This is a genomic window from Chryseobacterium aahli (assembly GCF_022699665.1).
In the GTDB taxonomy this organism is placed as follows: Bacteria; Bacteroidota; Bacteroidia; order Flavobacteriales; family Weeksellaceae; genus Chryseobacterium; species Chryseobacterium aahli.
In genome coordinates this window covers 23,993-41,881 of sequence record NZ_JALDNB010000007.1, presented here as the reverse complement: position 1 = coordinate 41,881, position 17,889 = coordinate 23,993, and the positions used below count along the sequence as shown (strand labels likewise).

Sequence of the window (17,889 nt, the reverse complement as noted above, 5' to 3'; positions counted from 1 at the left end):
GCGAAACATTCAACCAGATTTTTCCAAATTTCCCTAAATCATTAAAAATCAAAATATTTTACTATAAATATTTGTCAAATTAAATTTTATTCATACATTTGCACACTCATTTTCGGGGAGGAGTATGCCCAATTCAAACTTGGTAATTACTTGAGATCTCGCAAAATGAACGTGAATACAAGAAATTTTATAACATATTATATAAATAATGTCAGGTATTATTGGAAAAAAAATTGGGATGACTTCTCTGTTTGACGAAAACGGCAAAAACATGCCGTGTACCGTTATTCAGGCAGGTCCTTGCTCAGTTTTACAGGTCAGAACCATTGAAAAGGACGGATACAAATCTGTTCAGTTAGGTTTCGATGACAAGAGTGAAAAGAACGTTGGTAAAGCGTTAGCTGGCCATTTTAAAAAGGCTGGTTCTGCTCCTAAAGCTAAGTTGGTAGAATTCTACAGAGAATTCGTTGATACTGTAAGCGTAGGAGATGAAGTGAAAGTAGACTTATTCGCTGAAGGTGAATATGTAGACGTTACAGGAACTTCAAAAGGTAAAGGTTTCCAAGGTGTTGTTAAAAGACACGGTTTTGGAGGTGTAATGCAAGCTACTCACGGTCAGCACAACAGATTAAGAGCTCCAGGTTCAATCGGTGCGGGATCGGATCCTTCTAGAGTATTCAAGGGGATGAGAATGGCAGGTAGAATGGGAGGTAAGCAGGTAACTGTACAAAACCTTCAAGTATTAAAAGTGGATCAAGAACAAAATCTTTTAGTAGTAAAAGGTGCTGTTCCGGGAGCTAAAAATTCTTATGTAATTATCAGAAAATGGAACTAGTAGTATTAAATACATCAGGAAAAGAAACCGGAAAAAAAGTAACTCTAGACGAAACAGTATTCGGAATTGAGCCAAATAAGCACGCGGTTTACTTAGAAGTAAAACAATATCTTGCTGCTCAGCGTCAAGGTACTCATAAATCAAAAGAAAGAAGCGAAATCACTGGTTCAACTAAAAAGTTGAAAAAGCAAAAAGGTTCAGGTTCTGCAAGATATGGTGATATCAAATCTCCAGTTTTCAGAGGTGGAGGTAGAATTTTCGGTCCAAAACCGAGAGACTACAGATTCAAATTGAACAAAGCTCTTAAGAGATTAGCTAAAAAATCTGTTCTTTCTCAGAAAATGAGAGATAACAGCATCAAAATTGTTGAAGGATTGAGCATTTCAGCTCCTAAAACTAAAGATTTCATCACTATCTTGAATGCATTGGCATTGAACGATAAGAAATCTTTATTCATTCTTCCTGATACAAACAAGAATGTATATTTATCTTCAAGAAACTTACCTAAGACTAAAGTTATGAAATTCAACGAAATTTCTTCTTATGACTTAATCAATGCAGGTGAGATCGTTTTCTTAGAAGGTGCAGTTGAAAAATTCCAGGAAAATTTAAAGAAATAAATCATGTCACTAATTATTAAACCAGTTATTTCAGAAAAAGCAAACTATCTTACAGATTTAAGAGGTGCTTATTCTTTCTTAGTACAACCTAAGGCGAATAAAATCCAGATTAAAAATGCAATAGAGCAAGCTTATGGTGTGAAAGTAGCAGACGTTAGAACCATGATTTATGCTCCTAAAGTTTCTTCGAAATACACTAAAAAAGGTCTTCAAGTAGGAAAGACAAACAAATTGAAAAAGGCGATTATCACTCTTGCTGAAGGAGAAGTAATCGACATTTTTGCTGTAAATTAATTATTAATTATAAATAATAGTAATGTCTGTTAGAAAATTAAAACCTATCACCCCAGGACAGAGATTCAGAATTGTAAACAATTTTGAGGAAATTACTACCAACAAACCAGAGAAGTCTCTAACCGTTGGTATTAGTAAGTCAGGTGGACGTAACCAAACTGGTAAAATGACCATGCGTTACACCGGAGGTGGACACAAAAAGAAATACAGAATTATCGACTTCAAAAGAAACAAGCATGATGTTGAAGCAACGGTAAAAACTGTAGAATATGATCCAAACAGAACTGCTTTCATCGCTTTAGTTGAGTATGCAGACGGAGAGAAGAGATATATCATCGCTCCAAACGGGATCAAAGTTGACCAAAAAATCATTTCAGGAGAAAGCGTAGAACCTAATGTAGGTAACGCAATGAAATTAAAAAGTATTCCTTTGGGAACTGTAATTTCTTGTATCGAAATGAAGCCTGGTCAAGGTGCAATCTTAGCAAGAAGTGCTGGTTCATCAGCTCAATTGACTTCAAGAGACGGAAAATATGCAATCATCAAATTGCCTTCAGGAGAATCTAGAATGATCCTTACTGAGTGTTATGCAATGATTGGATCTGTTTCTAACTCTGATCATCAGTTAACTGTTTCAGGTAAGGCTGGTAGAAGCAGATGGTTAGGTAGAAGACCTAGAACTAGACCGGTAGTAATGAACCCTGTAGATCACCCAATGGGAGGTGGTGAAGGTCGTTCATCTGGAGGTCACCCAAGATCTAGAAACGGTATGCCAGCTAAAGGTTACAAAACCAGAAAGAAAAACAAAGCGTCTAACCGTCATATCATATCTAAACGTAAATAATTATGGCAAGATCACTTAAAAAAGGACCATTCATTCATCATACTTTAGATAAGAAGGTTCAGACAAACATAGAGTCTGGTAAGAAGACAGTTATCAAAACTTGGTCTAGAGCATCAATGATCTCTCCGGACTTCGTAGGACAAACTATTGCAGTACACAACGGGAAATCTTTTATCCCTGTATATGTTACAGAAAACATGGTTGGTCACAAGCTAGGCGAATTTTCTCCAACAAGATCTTTCAGAGGTCATGGTGGTAATAAAAACAAAGGAAGTAGATAATCATGGGATCAAGAAAAAGAGAAAGTGCATTAGCACGTAAATTAACAAATCAAGATGTAGTAAAAGCATTACACAATGATTGCCCGACATCTCCTAGAAAGATGAGATTAGTTGCTGATATCATCAGAGGGGTAGAAGTTGACAAAGCTTTAAGCATCCTAAAATATTCAAAAAAAGGAGCTTCTGAGAAATTAGAAAAAGTATTACTTTCTGCGATGGCCAACTGGCAAACAAAGAATGATGGTGCTGATATTGAAGAAGCTAACCTTATCGTTAAAGAAATTTTTGTAGACAGTGCAAGACAATTGAAGAGACTAAGACCAGCTCCACAAGGTAGAGGGTACAGAATCAGAAAAAGATCAAACCACATTACACTAATCTTAGGTACAAAAGAAAATTAATTCAAGGTATGGGACAGAAGACAAATCCAATTGGTAACAGATTAGGTATCATCAGAGGATGGGATTCTAACTGGTTTGGTGGTAAAAACTACGGTGATAGAATCGCTGAAGATTACAAAATCAGAAGATACCTTGAAGCAAGATTATCTAAAGGTGGAATTTCAAAAATTTATATTGAAAGAACACTTAAATTAGTAACTGTAACAATCACTACTGCTAGACCGGGATTAATCATCGGTAAAGGAGGTCAGGAAGTTGACAAGTTAAAAGAAGAATTGAAGAAACTTACAAAAAAGGATATTCAAATCAATATTTTCGAAATCAAAAGACCTGAGCTTGATGCAGTATTAGTTGCAGACAGTATCGCTAAGCAGATCGAAAACCGTATCTCATACAGAAGAGCTGTGAAAATGGCAATCGCTTCTACAATGAGAATGGGTGCTGAAGGTATCAAAGTTCAAATCTCTGGTAGATTGAACGGTGCTGAAATGGCAAGATCTGAGTCTTTCAAAGACGGTAGAATTCCATTATCAACTTTCAGAGCAGATATCGATTATCATATCGGTGAAGCATTAACTCAATACGGTAAGTTAGGAGTTAAAGTGTGGATCATGAAAGGAGAAGTTTACGGAAGAAGAGATCTTTCTCCATTAGTAGGACAACAGAAGAAAGGTGGTCCTTCAGGTGGCGGAAACAGAGGAGGTGGAGACAGAGACAACAGAAGACCTTCTAGAGATAAAAAAAATAATTAATAAAATTTTAGAGGATAGTTTTTAAATGACCGTTACTTTTTTAAAATCTAAATTCTAAAATCTAAAATTTAAGAAATTATGTTACAACCAAAAAGAACCAAATTCCGTAGAGTTCACAAGATGAAAATGAAGGGGATTGCTCAAAGAGGTAATCAACTTGCTTACGGAACTTTCGGAATCAAAGCTAATGAAGGTGCTTGGATCACTGCTAGACAGATCGAAGCTGCTCGTATCGCTGCGACAAGATATATGAAAAGAGAAGGTCAACTATGGATCAAAATATTTCCAGATAAGCCTATTACTAAAAAACCAGCCGAAGTAAGGATGGGTAAAGGTAAAGGTGCTGTAGAATATTGGGTAGCTGTAGTAAAACCAGGTAAAATTATGTTCGAAATCGGAGGTGTATCTTACGAAATCGCTAAGGAAGCTTTAAGACTTGCTGCACAGAAATTACCAGTTACGACTAGATTTATAGTTGCAAACGATTTTGTTAAACCTCTTTAATCTCTGAAACAATGAAACAAGCTGAAATTAAAAATCTAAGCGCTGAAGATATTCAAGCAAAATTGGCTGAAGCTAAAGCTCAATTCTCAAAAATGAAATTGGCTCACAAAATCAGTCCACTTGAAAATCCAATCCAAATCAGAGATTTGAGAAAGACAATCGCAAGACTAAACACTGAGTTAACTAACAAACAATAATCCTTTTTACAATGGATAGAAATTTAAGAAAAGAAAGAATCGGAGTGGTTTCCAGCAATAAAATGGAAAAAACTATTGTTGTTAGTGAAACTACAAGAGTAAAGCACCCGATGTACGGTAAATTCGTTTTGAAAACGAAAAAATATACTGCACACGACGAGAACAACGAATGCACAGAAGGAGATACTGTATTAATTACAGAAACAAGACCTTTGAGCAAGAGCAAGAGATGGAGATTAGTAAGAATCATTGAAAAAGCTAAGTAATGTTACAAACAGAATCAAGATTAAAAGTTGCTGATAACACAGGTGCTAAAGAAGTACTAGTGATCAGAGTTCTGGGAGGTACCAGAAGAAGATATGCTTCAGTTGGTGATAAAATCGTAGTTACTATTAAAGATTCTACACCATCAGGAAACGCTAAGAAAGGTCAAGTATCAAAGGCGGTAGTAGTAAGAACTAAAAAAGCAGTTAGAAGAAAAGATGGATCTTACATCAAATTCGAAGACAATGCTTGTGTTTTACTAAACGCTGGAGGAGAAATGAGAGGAACACGTGTTTTCGGACCTGTGGCTCGTGAGTTGAGAGACAAAGAATATATGAAAATCATTTCATTAGCTCCTGAAGTACTTTAATATTTAAAATTTTAAAAAAAATGTCAAAGTTAAAAATAAAAAGAGGAGATAACGTAATCATTACCACTGGTAAAAAAGATATCAAAGGTAAAACTGGTGAAGTTATTGAAGTGATCAAAAAAGAAGGAAAAGACCCTAGAGTAATCGTTGCAGGACTTAACATCGTTAAAAAACACGTTAAGCCTTCAGCTTCAAATCCTCAAGGAGGAATTACAGAAAAGGAAGCTTCTATTCATATCTCAAACATAGCTTTAGTTAATAAAGACGGAAAAGCTATCAAAGTTGGTTACAAAATCGACGGAGATAAGAAAGTAAGAATCGACAAAAAAACGGGTGAAACTTTATAATTTTAAATAACACATGGAATATATCGCAAGACCCAAAAAAGCATATCATGAAACAATTGTTCCAGCAATGATGGAAGAATTCGGATACAAATCAGTAATGCAGGTACCAAGACTAGAGAAAATTATTTTATCTCAAGGTTTAGGAGACGCTACTGCTGATAAAAAAATCATCGATTATGCTGTTGAAGAACTTACAAATATTACCGGGCAAAAAGCCGTAGGTACTATTTCAAAAAAGGATGAAGCTGCTTTCAAATTAAGAAAAGGTATGCCTGTAGGTGCTAAGGTAACTCTTAGAGCTCAGAAAATGTACGAATTCTTAGACAGATTGACTTCTTCTGCTTTACCACGTATTAGAGATTTTTCTGGTATCAAAGCTGATGGTTTCGATGGTAGAGGTAACTATAACTTAGGTATTACTGAGCAAATTATCTTCCCTGAGATCGTAATCGACAAAGTAAAGAAAATCCAAGGGATGGACATTACTTTCGTTACAACTGCGAAAACAGACAAAGAAGCTAAAGCATTATTAACTCACTTCGGTTTACCTTTCAAAAAGAACTAAGAAATGGCTAAAGAATCAATGAAAGCGCGTGAGCGCAAAAGAGAAGCTACTGTAGCTAAATACGCTGAGAAAAGAAAAGCTCTTAAAGAAGCTGGTGATTACGAAGGACTTCAAAAATTGCCTAAAAATGCTTCTCCTGTTAGATTACACAACAGATGTAAATTGACAGGGAGACCAAGAGGTTACATGAGAACCTTTGGTATTTCTAGAGTAACTTTCAGAGAAATGGCCAACAACGGTCTTATCCCAGGCGTTAAAAAAGCTAGTTGGTAAGCAATGAAAATTTTTACAGCTGACTTCTATATTTTTATAAGTCAGCTGTATTTTAATAAATAGAGTACAAAATTAAGTAGGCTTAGAGGCAAAGAAAAAAATAAATAGTATTAATTTTTTTTGTATTTTTGCACCCGCTCAGGAAAATTATTATTTCTCTGAGAGACTAATTTTCGTTTTGGCTATGTTTATTAGAAAAATGAAATTAAAAAAATAAAAGTGACAATTAAGTTGTTGAGATACTGAAGGTAAAGAGATCAGGCGAAGAAACATTCGGAACCATATAGTCTTTAATCTTCAAGTCTTTTCAATACTGATTGTCATTAACCAATAATTTAAAACAAAGAAATGGTAACAGATCCAATTTCAGATTTCCTAACAAGAGTAAGGAACGCACAAAGCGCAGGCCACAAGGTGGTGGAAATTCCTGCATCGAAAATCAAAAAGGAGCTTACGAAAATCTTATTTGATCAAGGGTATATCTTAAACTACAAGTTTGAAGATAGCGCTGTTCAAGGGACAATCAAAATCGCTCTTAAGTATGACAAGCAAACAAACAAGCCTGCAATCAAATCTATCCAGAGAGCTTCAAGACCAGGTCTAAGACAATACAAAGGTTCTACAGAACTTCCAAGAGTATTGAACGGTTTGGGTGTAGCTATTATCTCAACTTCTAGAGGAGTAATGACAGATAAGAAAGCTAGAGAAGAAAAAGTAGGTGGTGAAGTAATTTGCTATGTTTATTAATTTTTAATTAAAGGAAAATGTCAAGAATTGGTAAAGCAATTATAACAATTCCAGCTGGAGTTACTGTCACTGAAAAAGATGGCGTTGTAACTGTAAAAGGTCCTAAAGGAGAATTAGTTCAGGAACTTACAGAAGGAATTACTTTAGAACAAGAAGATGGAGTGCTTACATTCAGCAGACCATCTGATTCTAAACAACACAGAGCGCTACACGGTTTATACCGAGCGTTAGTAAACAACATGATTATTGGAGCTACTGAAGGTTTCACTAAGAAGTTAGAACTAGTGGGAGTAGGATATAGAGCTTCTCACTCAGGTCAAAAACTTGAGTTAGCTTTAGGTTTCTCTCACGGTATCGTACTAGAACTTCCAAAAGAAGTAGTAATCGATACATTGACTGAAAAAGGTAAAAACCCAATTATTACTTTAACGTCTCATGACAAGCAACTTCTAGGAATGGTTTCTGCAAAGATCCGTTCATTCAGAAAGCCTGAGCCATACAAAGGAAAAGGTGTAAGATTCGTAGGAGAAAATGTTAGACGTAAAGCTGGTAAATCTGCTTAATAAATTTTAAGAAAATGGCACTAAGTAAATTAGAAAAAAGAATAAGAATCAAAAGAAGAGTAAGAGGGAAAATCTCTGGATCTTCTGAATTGCCAAGATTATCTGTATACAAGAGTAATAAGGAAATTTACGCTCAGTTAATAGACGATAAAGATGGTAAAACGTTAGCTTCAGCTTCTTCGAGAGAAAAAGGTGTAGACGCTAATGGTACTAAAAGTGAAATTTCTGCTGCTGTAGGTAAAGCTATCGCTGCCAAAGCTATTGCTGCTGGAATTGAAGCTATTGTATTTGATAGAAACGGTTTCGTATATCACGGTAGAGTTAAGGCTCTAGCTGATGGTGCGAGAGAAGGAGGACTTAAATTCTAATCATTAAATTTCGGAAAATATGTTAGGACTAGATAATATAGAAAGAGTAAAACCGGGAGGATTAGAATTAAAAGATCGTCTCGTATCCGTAAATAGGGTAACAAAAGTAACTAAAGGGGGTAGAGCTTTCGGATTTTCTGCAATTGTTGTTGTAGGAGACGAAGCTGGAACTATCGGTTTTGGTTTAGGAAAATCTAAGGAAGTTGCTTCTGCTATTGCTAAAGCAGTAGAAGATGCTAAGAAAAACTTAGTAAAAGTTCCTGTAATGAACCATACAATTCCTCACCAAAGTTCTGCTAGATATGGTGGTGCTGATATCTTCTTGAGACCAGCTTCTCACGGTACAGGTCTTATTGCCGGTGGTGCAGTAAGAGCGGTATTGGAGTCTGCAGGTATTCACGATATCCTTTCAAAATCTAAAGGATCTTCAAACCCTCACAATGTGGTAAAGGCAACTTTCAAAGCATTGTTAGACATCAGAAGACCAGAAGAAATTGCAAGAATGAGAGGAGTTTCTCTAAGTAAAGTGTTTAACGGTTAATAAATATACAATGGCAACAATTAAAGTAAAACAAGTAAGAAGCGCTATTGGTAGAACAAAAACCCAAAAGAGAACGCTTGAAGCATTAGGATTTAAGAAACTTCACCAAGTTATAGAGCACGAAGCTACTCCTTCAATTTTAGGAATGATAGCTGCAGTTAGTCACTTACTTGAAGTTCAAAAATAATTTTTAAAATAATTTTAAAATGAATTTAAACAACATAAGACCTGCAGCAGGTTCTACTTTTAGTTCAAAGAGAATTGGTAGAGGACAAGGTAGTGGAAAAGGCGGTACAGCTGGGAAAGGTCACAATGGTCAGCAAGCTAGAGCTGGTTATTCTCAAAAAATCGGTTTTGAAGGTGGACAGATGCCTTTGCAAAGAAGACTTCCTAAATTCGGTTTCAGAAACGTAAACAGAAAAGAATACAGAGGTATTAACCTGGATGATATTCAAAACTTAATTGATACTAAATCTATAACAGGAGATATTACTAAAGAAGTTTTGGTACAAAACGGTTTAGCTACTAAAAACGAAATAGTGAAAATTATGGGTAGAGGTGAATTGAAATCTGCGGTTTCAATTTCTGCTGACAAATTCACTAAATCTGCTGAAGAATTGATTTCTAAAGCAGGTGGAAAAGCAATTACCTTATAATATTACTAATGAAAGAATTTATACAAACCCTTAAGAATATTTGGAGCCTTAAAGAACTGAGAGACAAAATTCTCTTTACTTTAGGTATTATCCTTGTGTATAGATTCGCATCTTTCATCTCTCTACCTGCGATTAACCTTGCAGAAGTAGGAGATCTCTTAGAGCATTATAAAAATCAAGGCGGTAACAAGCAAGGAGCAGGTCTCCTTGGCTTGCTTTCGTCGTTTACGGGTGGGGCTTTCAGCCACGCTTCCGTGATGGCGTTAGGTATCATGCCTTATATTTCTGCTTCTATTATTGTTCAGTTGATGGGGATGGCTATCCCTTATCTTCAGAAGCTTCAAAAAGACGGAGAGTCTGGTAGAAATACATTGAATCAAATTACTAGATGGTTAACAATTGGGGTTTGTCTTGTACAGGCGCCTTCTTATTTAACTTCTATTACTCAATTATTCTTACCGTATGCTCAGTTCCAGTCTGCATATTTTGTAGATCCAAACTCTATTATGTTCTGGTTGCCAAGTATTGTTATCTTGGTAGGTGGTTCTGTATTTGCGATGTGGTTAGGTGAAAAAATTACCGATAAAGGTATTGGAAATGGTATTTCTATCCTTATTATGGTAGGTATTTTATCTAGATTACCAGAAGCATTTGTACAGGAAATCGCTGTACAGAACGGAAAAGGAGGTTTAGGATCGATCATGATTTTGGTTGAAGTAATATTCTGGATGTTGGTTGTTCTTTTAGCAGTAGTACTATCTGTTGCTGTCAGAAAAATCCCTATCCAGTATGTAAGCAGAGCTCAGGCAAGAGGAGGTGTTAATAAAAATCTTATGCAGGGAGCAAGACAGTGGATTCCATTGAAAGTTAATGCAGCTGGGGTTATGCCAATCATTTTTGCTCAGGCATTAATGTTTGTACCTGGTTTATTGACAAAATTTGATGAGTCTAATACTTTTCTTGCAGGTTTCAAGAATGTTTTTAGCTGGCAGTACAATGTATTGTTTGCACTATTAATTATTATCTTTTCATTTTTCTATACCGCAATTACAATTCCGGTGAACCAAATGGCTGATGATTTAAAGAGAAACGGAGGTTTGGTACCGAAGGTAAGACCTGGTAAAGAGACAGCTGATTACTTAGATGACATTTTATCAAAAATTACCTTGCCAGGTGCAATATTTTTATCTATCTTTGCAGTCCTTCCAGCAATAGTGCATGGGAGTCTTGTTCAGACAGATGCGTTCGCCCTATTTTTCGGGGGAACTTCGTTGCTAATTATGGTTGGGGTGGTATTAGATACTGTTCAACAGATTAACACATATCTGCTGAATCATCATTATGATGGCTTAATGCAGTCTAAACTATCAAGATCGACTGGATATTAATTTATGGCAAAACAGAAACATATTGAACAGGATGGCGTTATTACGGAAGCACTTTCGAACGCCCAGTTCCGTGTAGAACTAGAAAATGGGCATATGCTTATCGCTCATATTTCTGGTAAAATGAGAATGCATTATATTAAACTTTTACCTGGTGATAAGGTAAAACTTGAAATGTCTCCTTACGATTTATCAAAAGGGAGAATTACATTTAGATATTAAACAAAATGCCAAATGGAATCTTCTGATCTCCATTTGGCTATTGTTAAAAAATAAATACTCAATATTGAAGTCATTTTGATGACTGTATTAGTATAAAATAATAATTATATTTCAAATGAAATCGAAAGATTCCATTTGTCCTTTTTAAAAGATTATATATATCAAATGAAAGTTAGAGCATCAATTAAAAAAAGAAGTGCTGATTGCAAGATCGTTCGCAGAAAAGGCGTTCTATTTGTAATCAACAAGAAGAACCCAAAATTTAAACAAAGACAAGGCTAAATTATGGCGAGAATTTCAGGTATTGATTTACCAAAAAACAAAAGAGGTGTTATCGGTTTAACTTACATCTATGGGGTAGGAAGAAGTACTTCTTCTGAAATCCTTAAAGCTGCCGGTATCAGCGAAGACAAGAAAGTCAACGAATGGAATGACGATGAATTGGCTGCAATCAGAAATTACATCACTGAAAACATTAAAGTAGAAGGTGAGCTTAGATCTGAAGTGCAATTGAACATTAAGCGATTAATGGACATAGGATGCCAACGAGGAATACGTCACAGACTAGGACTACCTTTAAGAGGCCAGAGAACGAAAAACAACTCGAGAACCCGTAAAGGAAAGAGAAAAACAGTTGCTAACAAGAAAAAAGCAAGTAAATAATCGTTAGGAATTATGGCAAAACAAAGTAAAGTAGTTAAAAAAAGAAAAGTAAAAGTTGAGGCTATTGGTGAAGCGCATATTCAAGCTTCTTTCAATAACATCATCATTTCTTTAACAAATAAAAACGGAGAAGTTATCTCTTGGGCATCTGCCGGTAAAATGGGGTTCAGAGGTTCTAAAAAGAACACTCCTTTTGCTGCTCAAATGGCAGCAGAAAATTGCTCAAACGTAGCTCACGAGGCTGGTTTAAGAAGAGTAAAGGTGTATGTGAAAGGTCCGGGTGCAGGTAGAGAATCTGCTATCAGAACAATTCACAATTCAGGTATCGAGGTTAGCGAAATTATTGACGTTACTCCTATGCCGCACAATGGATGTAGACCACCAAAAAGAAGAAGAGTTTAATTTTTAGAATTTACCCATTATGGCAAGATATATTGGACCTAAAACAAAGATTGCTAGAAAGTTTGGTGCTGCAATCTACGGAGATGATAAGAACTTCGAGAAAAGAAAAAACCAACCGCCAGGACAACATGGTGTTAACAAAAGAAGAGGAGCAAAGAAATCTGAATACGCTGTCCAGTTGATGGAAAAGCAAAAAGCTAAATATACTTATGGTATTTTAGAAAGACAGTTTGCTAACTTATTCGAAAAAGCGCACAGAAGTAAAGGTGTAACAGGTGAAGTTTTATTACAGCTTTGCGAATCAAGATTGGATAACGTTGTATACAGATTAGGTTTTGCTAAAACCAGAGCTGGTGCAAGACAGTTGACTTCTCACAGACACATCACTGTGAATGGTGAGATCCTTAACATTCCTTCTTATTTGGTAAAAGCTGGTGATGTAATCGCTGTAAGAGAAAAATCTAAGTCTCTAGAGGTTGTTGCAGATGCTTTAGCTTCTAAAGCAAACTATGAGTGGTTACAATTCAACGATGAGAAAAAGCAAGGTACTTTCGTATCTGCTCCTGAGAGAATCCAAATCCCGGAAGACATCAAGGAACAGCTTATCGTCGAACTTTACTCTAAATAATTTTTTAATCAAATTTTTGCTCAACCCAATAATATGGCAATTTTACAATTCATAAAACCCGATAAAGTAATTCTACTTAACTCTGATGAATTTAAAGGTCAATTCGAATTCAGACCTTTAGAACCAGGTTTCGGGCTTACAATCGGTAATGCTTTGAGAAGAGTGTTGCTTTCTTCTCTGGAAGGATACGCTATTTCATCTATCAAAATAGAAGGTGTAGAGCACGAATTTTCAACGATTCCAGGAGTAATTGAAGACGTTACCGAAATTATTCTTAACCTTAAGCAGGTAAGATTAAAAGCTACGGCAGAAAACCAAACTAACGAACAGGTTGTTGCTAAAGTTTCCGGTCAAACTGTAATTACTGCTGGGGATTTAGGTAAATCAATCAACGGTTTTGAGATTCTTAATCCAGAATTGATGATCTGTAACCTAAACTCAGATGTAACTTTCGAAATCACGTTTAATGTAGAAAAAGGAAGAGGGTATGTACCTTCAGACCAAAACAAGTCAAACAATGCTCCTGTAGGAACTATTGCTATCGACTCTATTTTTACGCCGATCAAAAAAGTGCAGTACAGCATTGAAAATTATCGTGTAGAGCAAAAAACAGACTACGAAAAATTAGTATTAGATATTGAAACTGACGGTTCTATAAGCCCTCAGAATGCTTTAACTGAAGCTTCTAAGATATTGATTTATCACTTCATGTTGTTCTCTGATGAGAGAATCACTCTAGAAACTGAAGCTGTAAAGGCATCTATCCAATACGATGAGGAAACTCTTCACACAAGACAACTTCTTAAGTCTAAATTAGCAGATATGGATCTTTCTGTAAGAGCCCTAAACTGTCTAAAAGCGGCTGAAGTTGAAACATTGGGAGAACTAGTTTCTTACAGTAAGTCTGATTTGATGAAATTCAGAAATTTTGGTAAAAAATCTTTGACAGAACTAGAAGAATTAGTGCATTCAAAAGGTCTTAACTTCGGTTTCGACGTTGCAAAATATAAATTAGACGCTGATAATTAAATAATAATGAGACACGGTAAAAAATTCAATCACTTAGGAAGAACAGCTTCTCACAGAAGCGCGTTACTTTCTAATATGGCTTGTTCTCTGATTGAGCATAAAAGAATCAACACTACTGTAGCTAAAGCGAAAGCTTTAAGAGTATACGTTGAGCCTCTATTAACGAAAGCAAAAGAAGATACTACACACAACAGAAGAATTGTTTTTTCATATCTTCAAAGTAAAGAAGCGGTTACTGAATTATTCAGAACTGTAGCTCCGAAAATCGCTGAAAGAAACGGTGGTTATACGAGAATCATCAAGACTGGTTTCAGACCTGGTGATGCTGCAGATACAGCTTTGATCGAGTTAGTTGATTTCAATGAGCTTTATAATCCTAATGCTGAGGAGAAGAAGACAACAAGAAGAAGCAGAAGATCTACAACAGCTACTAAGAAAGAAGCTGTGGTTGCTGAAGCTCCTGTAGTAGAAGAAAAAGTAGAAGAGCCTAAGGCAGAAGCTACAGATTCTACTGAAGAAAAAGCTGGTGAGTAATATTCATACAGAGATATAAAAAAACCGCTCGGATTTCTGAGCGGTTTTTTTGTACCCGAAAGTGTAATTGACCAATGTTTGAAAACGATAGATATTTGTGTAGATTTAAATAATACAAACATGAAAATTTTAAAAAACAAATTATCAAAAACACTTTCTAATGAAAGTATAAGTTTTACAGACACCCCGAATAAGGGTGGTGACATGAATCCCGATACTATAATTATTCATTTTACGGCAGGTCGAAGTGCAGAAAGTTCTGTTAGCTGGTTTAAAGATCCTGCTGCAAAAGCTTCGGCACATCTTGTCATAGACAGGGAAGGAAAAATCACCCAGATGATTGAATTTGGTAAAAAAGCTTGGCACGCCGGAAAAAGCAGATGGGCAGACAGATCAGGTTTAAATGATTTTTCGATAGGTATCGAACTAGATAATCCGGGAAGATTAACAAAAGTAAATGATAGATTTTATGCTTGGTTCGAAAAGGAATATCCTAAGGATGTTGTGGTTGAAGGCAAACATAAGCATGAAAAAAATGTAACGTATTGGCATAATTTTACTGAAAAACAGATAGACGCATGTTTTAAAGTCTGCAAATTATTAATGGAAAATTATAACATCAAGGAAGTTTTGGGACATGATGATGTTTCACCTTACAGAAAAAACGATCCCGGTCCGGCTTTTCCAATGGAAAATTTCCGTGCTAAATTATTTGGACGTGATGATGATACAGCAGATATCTATAAAGTTACCGTCAATAACGTAAACATCAGAAAAGGAGCTGGTACAGAATTCGAATCTTTAAGACAACTTCAGAAAGATGCTAAAGTTGAATTCCTAAAAAGTAAGCTAGACTGGTTTTATGTGTATGTGTTAGAAAAGCCTAAAGAAGGAGAGGAACCTTTGTATGGCTGGATAAATGGATCATTATTACAGAAAGTATAATAAAAACCGCTCAGATTTCTGAGCGGTTTTTTTGTGCCTTATATTTTGGTCTTTACCAACTCAATAATGTTGTCACCTTGATGTATAATTAGACTATCGCCCTTTACTGTAGCTTTCATATCAGCTTTTTCATAAGTTGTTTCATTGGTTTTGGCTTCAGACTTTTCTAAGACAAAAGTCTTGTTGTTATTAGTCACTTTCAAAGTTCTCTTTTCCGGATTATAGTCATAAACAACCTTCACCAAAGTTCCGTCGGTTGCTTTATAAACATAATCTGTTTTAATCGATTTCTTCCCATTTACATCAACATTGTAAGCAATCGTAGAATCTGCTTTTCCGTCGTCTGCAAGAACCGTTTGTTCAGAATTTTCGGTTTTTACAATTCCTTTATTTCCGCTCTCATTTTTTTTGCAGCCAATTAAAGATATAGCCAAAAAAGATGCAGCGATTAGAATACTTTTTTTCATTCAATATATTTTTGTAATTATTAATTTAAATTAATTCCCCAATTGTGAAATTTTCTTTAAATTTAATAAAAACAAAAAACAAACCAATAACCTCGAACTCAAAATTCTAATATTACACAAACGTGTAATTGTTTCTGCTTTGTTTTCTGTTGAAATTTGTCTTAAAGAAAATAACAAACATGAGCATTTCCATAGCCATAGTAGAAGACGAAAAAAACTACAACAATGCGTTGAAGAAAGTGATCGATTACCAAACTGATATGAAGGTAGTCGCACAGTTTTTTGACGGAAATACTGCTCTCAAAAATTTATCTGATCTTTCTCCTGATGTAGTTATGATGGACATACAACTTCAGGATATGCTTGGAATTGATATTATTGGAAAGTTGAAAAAAGACATGCCTACATCTCAATTCATCATGTGTACAAGCTTTGAAAATGACGAAATGATTTTCAATTCATTAAAAGCTGGCGCATTGGGATATCTCATCAAAGGCGAGAGTATGGATAAGATTCTGTCATCAATTCGTGACGTGTACAATGGTGGTGCACCGATGAGTTTTTCTATTGCAAGAAGAGTTTTAGCTCATTTTGAAAGGAAAGCAATTAAAGTGAAAGATTTTGAAGAGCTCACAAAGCGTGAAACCGAAATTGTAGAACTTTTATCTCAAGGTCTTTTATATAAAGAAATTGCCGATAAAATATTTATAAGCATTGATACCGTAAAAAAACACGTAGGAAACATATACAGAAAGCTTCATGTAAATAATAAAGTTGAAGCTATAAATAAATTTAACCATTTTAAAAACTAAAATTATGAAAATCATTAAGTTATCATTATTGGTAATAATCGCATGTTTTATTCTCAGTTGCAATAAAAAGGATGACACTAATAAATCGGACTCGTTGGAGGGAAATGCTAAAGCAAATTTTAATTGTGATATTGAAAAAAAAATTGTAAAATATCAAAAAGAAATAAAATCTAAAAAAGAATTAGAAGAAAAAATTAGAGAATTGTATGGTAATGATTTTGTTGATAATGAGGTCTATTATAAACCGGCAATTAATTATCCTGTAAGTGATATTGTACATGGAAGTGATTATGCTAAAGTTGATCCCAAGCAATTAAGAAATAATTTTGAGTTATATTACAATGATTTTAAATCGCTAGTTGATGCTAGAGTTAATGATGGATATTCTGACCTTAACTTTAGCTTTGTCTATCTATCAGATATATTATTTGATAAATGGTGTAATAATAGTATTAATATAAGTGATGAAAATAAAAATAGTCTTGCTGCGTTTAAAAGTAATTTGTATATATTAATTACATTTAAAGGTGCTGGAAAAGAGGATCTTACATACTTGTTTTTCAACTTAAAAGATTATTATGATGTGACAGCTATAGTTGATTTGGGGGAGTTATATTCTGACTTTAGGATAAGTAGTATAGGAAGTTATATAAAGAGTTTATCAACTACAACTCCTAAATCTGGATATATACCATATGGAATAAAATATGATTTAAGTAAAGTGCAGGAATATTTTGAAAGAATAGATAATTATTTTAGTATATGTGATACCAAAACTGTTATAAAACTAAAATTTGACGTTTGCTTTGGGGACAATAATAAATCTCAAGAATCTATATATCTAACTTCAATACCCGAAGATGTAAACGGTCCTTTGCTTTCTTTTCCATATTATGACCAAGGAAGTTTAGAACCATAATGCTTTTAAAAATATACTATATTGTTTTTTTTATTACCGTTGTAAAGTCGATAGTAATTTTGAGAAAAACTTATTCTTCTCAAAATTACTTTTTTGTTTTTTTGATAGCGAACTTTTTAATTGATATTTTCTCAGAAGTAAATATTATAACCTCAAAATCAATTCAATATAATTATTTAAATATATACAATATAATTTTTTTTGTTTTTTTTTATTATAAATACATAAAAAATAAGTTTATAATCGTATTAATCTCACTATGTATTTTAACGTGCATATACTTTACATATCATTTTTTTGACCAAGATAAATACAATTTAAGTATTGCAATACTGTATTGTATAACAAATATATTATACTCACTTTATTGGTTTTATTTGAAATTAAGTAATGTATCTGAGATTAAAATAACTAACGAGCCTCACTTTTGGATTTCAACCTCATTACTTATTTGGAGTTGT

Annotated in this window: 32 protein-coding genes; 31 read left to right on the top strand and 1 reads right to left on the bottom strand. The window is 34.5% G+C overall.

Annotated features, from left to right (window positions below):
- The first annotated feature begins 208 nt into the window (after positions 1–208).
- From rplC to MQX03_RS11750, 29 genes are all read left to right on the top strand, one after another.
- Positions 209–835 (top strand): 50S ribosomal protein L3, encoded by a 627-nt coding sequence (gene rplC, locus MQX03_RS11890; protein ID WP_129535112.1) that lies wholly within the window; start codon positions 209–211, stop codon positions 833–835.
- A complete protein-coding gene (gene rplD / locus MQX03_RS11885) occupies positions 826–1,455 on the top strand; it encodes a 50S ribosomal protein L4 (RefSeq protein WP_229983457.1) in 630 nt (209 codons plus the stop codon). Before rplC ends, rplD begins: the two co-directional genes overlap by 10 nt.
- A 3-nt stretch (positions 1,456–1,458) precedes the next feature.
- Entirely contained in the window at positions 1,459–1,749 is a 291-nt protein-coding gene (gene rplW, locus MQX03_RS11880) for a 50S ribosomal protein L23 (protein WP_129535110.1), read from the top strand.
- 22 nt (positions 1,750–1,771) lie between these two features.
- Positions 1,772–2,593: a 50S ribosomal protein L2 gene (gene rplB, locus MQX03_RS11875; protein ID WP_047442262.1), complete on the top strand. Its 822-nt coding sequence runs from the start codon at positions 1,772–1,774 to the stop codon at positions 2,591–2,593.
- 2 nt (positions 2,594–2,595) lie between these two features.
- Complete coding sequence (gene rpsS, locus MQX03_RS11870) at positions 2,596–2,874, top strand: 30S ribosomal protein S19 (protein WP_034702850.1); 279 nt, start codon at positions 2,596–2,598, stop codon at positions 2,872–2,874.
- A gap of 2 nt (positions 2,875–2,876) precedes the next feature.
- A complete protein-coding gene (gene rplV, locus MQX03_RS11865; RefSeq protein ID WP_047442260.1) occupies positions 2,877–3,275 on the top strand; it encodes a 50S ribosomal protein L22 in 399 nt (132 codons plus the stop codon).
- Positions 3,276–3,283: 8 nt separating this feature from the next.
- On the top strand, positions 3,284–4,027 hold the full coding sequence (gene rpsC, locus MQX03_RS11860) for a 30S ribosomal protein S3 (RefSeq protein ID WP_129535109.1): 744 nt from the start codon (positions 3,284–3,286) through the stop codon (positions 4,025–4,027).
- A gap of 78 nt (positions 4,028–4,105) precedes the next feature.
- Positions 4,106–4,531 (top strand): 50S ribosomal protein L16, encoded by a 426-nt coding sequence (gene rplP / locus MQX03_RS11855; RefSeq protein WP_047442258.1) that lies wholly within the window; start codon positions 4,106–4,108, stop codon positions 4,529–4,531.
- Between the two features lie 11 nt (positions 4,532–4,542).
- Entirely contained in the window at positions 4,543–4,728 is a 186-nt protein-coding gene (gene rpmC / locus MQX03_RS11850) for a 50S ribosomal protein L29 (RefSeq protein ID WP_047442257.1), read from the top strand.
- An 11-nt stretch (positions 4,729–4,739) separates the two neighbouring features.
- On the top strand, positions 4,740–4,994 hold the full coding sequence (gene rpsQ, locus MQX03_RS11845; protein WP_027383312.1) for a 30S ribosomal protein S17: 255 nt from the start codon (positions 4,740–4,742) through the stop codon (positions 4,992–4,994).
- Complete coding sequence (rplN, locus tag MQX03_RS11840; RefSeq protein ID WP_034684837.1) at positions 4,994–5,362, top strand: 50S ribosomal protein L14; 369 nt, start codon at positions 4,994–4,996, stop codon at positions 5,360–5,362. The genes rpsQ and rplN overlap by 1 nt, the downstream gene beginning before the upstream one ends.
- A gap of 20 nt (positions 5,363–5,382) precedes the next feature.
- Complete coding sequence (gene rplX, locus MQX03_RS11835) at positions 5,383–5,709, top strand: 50S ribosomal protein L24 (RefSeq protein ID WP_129535108.1); 327 nt, start codon at positions 5,383–5,385, stop codon at positions 5,707–5,709.
- Between the two features lie 13 nt (positions 5,710–5,722).
- Positions 5,723–6,274 carry a 50S ribosomal protein L5 gene (gene rplE, locus MQX03_RS11830; protein WP_129535107.1) on the top strand — a complete coding sequence of 184 codons (552 nt, stop codon included), beginning with the start codon at positions 5,723–5,725 and terminating at the stop codon, positions 6,272–6,274.
- Positions 6,275–6,277: 3 nt separating this feature from the next.
- Positions 6,278–6,547 carry a 30S ribosomal protein S14 gene (gene rpsN, locus MQX03_RS11825; RefSeq protein WP_047442254.1) on the top strand — a complete coding sequence of 90 codons (270 nt, stop codon included), beginning with the start codon at positions 6,278–6,280 and terminating at the stop codon, positions 6,545–6,547.
- Positions 6,548–6,895: 348 nt separating this feature from the next.
- Positions 6,896–7,294 carry a 30S ribosomal protein S8 gene (gene rpsH, locus MQX03_RS11820; protein WP_129535106.1) on the top strand — a complete coding sequence of 133 codons (399 nt, stop codon included), beginning with the start codon at positions 6,896–6,898 and terminating at the stop codon, positions 7,292–7,294.
- A gap of 17 nt (positions 7,295–7,311) precedes the next feature.
- The gene (gene rplF / locus MQX03_RS11815; protein ID WP_129535105.1) at positions 7,312–7,857 is read left to right on the top strand and encodes a 50S ribosomal protein L6; all 546 of its coding nucleotides are present in this window, start codon (positions 7,312–7,314) and stop codon (positions 7,855–7,857) included.
- Between the two features lie 14 nt (positions 7,858–7,871).
- On the top strand, positions 7,872–8,225 hold the full coding sequence (gene rplR, locus MQX03_RS11810; RefSeq protein WP_129535104.1) for a 50S ribosomal protein L18: 354 nt from the start codon (positions 7,872–7,874) through the stop codon (positions 8,223–8,225).
- Between the two features lie 19 nt (positions 8,226–8,244).
- Positions 8,245–8,766: a 30S ribosomal protein S5 gene (gene rpsE, locus MQX03_RS11805; protein ID WP_129535103.1), complete on the top strand. Its 522-nt coding sequence runs from the start codon at positions 8,245–8,247 to the stop codon at positions 8,764–8,766.
- A 10-nt stretch (positions 8,767–8,776) separates the two neighbouring features.
- Positions 8,777–8,953, top strand: coding sequence for a 50S ribosomal protein L30 (gene rpmD / locus MQX03_RS11800; RefSeq protein WP_047442249.1), 177 nt, complete (start codon positions 8,777–8,779; stop codon positions 8,951–8,953).
- A gap of 19 nt (positions 8,954–8,972) precedes the next feature.
- A complete protein-coding gene (gene rplO / locus MQX03_RS11795; protein ID WP_129535102.1) occupies positions 8,973–9,422 on the top strand; it encodes a 50S ribosomal protein L15 in 450 nt (149 codons plus the stop codon).
- 8 nt (positions 9,423–9,430) lie between these two features.
- Positions 9,431–10,810: a preprotein translocase subunit SecY gene (gene secY / locus MQX03_RS11790; protein ID WP_129535101.1), complete on the top strand. Its 1,380-nt coding sequence runs from the start codon at positions 9,431–9,433 to the stop codon at positions 10,808–10,810.
- A 3-nt stretch (positions 10,811–10,813) separates the two neighbouring features.
- The gene (gene infA / locus MQX03_RS11785; protein ID WP_027387199.1) at positions 10,814–11,029 is read left to right on the top strand and encodes a translation initiation factor IF-1; all 216 of its coding nucleotides are present in this window, start codon (positions 10,814–10,816) and stop codon (positions 11,027–11,029) included.
- 165 nt (positions 11,030–11,194) lie between these two features.
- Positions 11,195–11,311, top strand: coding sequence for a 50S ribosomal protein L36 (rpmJ, locus tag MQX03_RS11780; RefSeq protein WP_007839480.1), 117 nt, complete (start codon positions 11,195–11,197; stop codon positions 11,309–11,311).
- 3 nt (positions 11,312–11,314) lie between these two features.
- A complete protein-coding gene (gene rpsM / locus MQX03_RS11775; RefSeq protein WP_047442246.1) occupies positions 11,315–11,692 on the top strand; it encodes a 30S ribosomal protein S13 in 378 nt (125 codons plus the stop codon).
- A gap of 12 nt (positions 11,693–11,704) precedes the next feature.
- Positions 11,705–12,094: a 30S ribosomal protein S11 gene (gene rpsK, locus MQX03_RS11770; RefSeq protein WP_129535100.1), complete on the top strand. Its 390-nt coding sequence runs from the start codon at positions 11,705–11,707 to the stop codon at positions 12,092–12,094.
- Between the two features lie 19 nt (positions 12,095–12,113).
- Positions 12,114–12,722 carry a 30S ribosomal protein S4 gene (gene rpsD / locus MQX03_RS11765; protein WP_129535099.1) on the top strand — a complete coding sequence of 203 codons (609 nt, stop codon included), beginning with the start codon at positions 12,114–12,116 and terminating at the stop codon, positions 12,720–12,722.
- Between the two features lie 33 nt (positions 12,723–12,755).
- Positions 12,756–13,751 carry a DNA-directed RNA polymerase subunit alpha gene (locus MQX03_RS11760; protein WP_047442244.1) on the top strand — a complete coding sequence of 332 codons (996 nt, stop codon included), beginning with the start codon at positions 12,756–12,758 and terminating at the stop codon, positions 13,749–13,751.
- Between the two features lie 6 nt (positions 13,752–13,757).
- Entirely contained in the window at positions 13,758–14,285 is a 528-nt protein-coding gene (gene rplQ, locus MQX03_RS11755) for a 50S ribosomal protein L17 (RefSeq protein ID WP_229983463.1), read from the top strand.
- A 120-nt stretch (positions 14,286–14,405) separates the two neighbouring features.
- Positions 14,406–15,230: an N-acetylmuramoyl-L-alanine amidase gene (locus MQX03_RS11750; protein WP_242803358.1), complete on the top strand. Its 825-nt coding sequence runs from the start codon at positions 14,406–14,408 to the stop codon at positions 15,228–15,230.
- Between the two features lie 38 nt (positions 15,231–15,268).
- Here MQX03_RS11750 and MQX03_RS11745 read toward each other — a convergent pair whose 3' ends face one another.
- Positions 15,269–15,697 carry a hypothetical protein gene (locus MQX03_RS11745; protein ID WP_242803357.1) on the bottom strand — a complete coding sequence of 143 codons (429 nt, stop codon included), beginning with the start codon at positions 15,695–15,697 and terminating at the stop codon, positions 15,269–15,271.
- Positions 15,698–15,876: 179 nt separating this feature from the next.
- Here MQX03_RS11745 and MQX03_RS11740 point away from each other — a divergent pair, with 179 nt between their 5' ends.
- Complete coding sequence (locus MQX03_RS11740; protein ID WP_242803356.1) at positions 15,877–16,509, top strand: response regulator transcription factor; 633 nt, start codon at positions 15,877–15,879, stop codon at positions 16,507–16,509.
- Positions 16,510–16,513: 4 nt separating this feature from the next.
- Complete coding sequence (locus tag MQX03_RS11735; RefSeq protein WP_242803355.1) at positions 16,514–17,428, top strand: hypothetical protein; 915 nt, start codon at positions 16,514–16,516, stop codon at positions 17,426–17,428.
- The last annotated feature ends 461 nt before the right edge of the window (positions 17,429–17,889 follow it).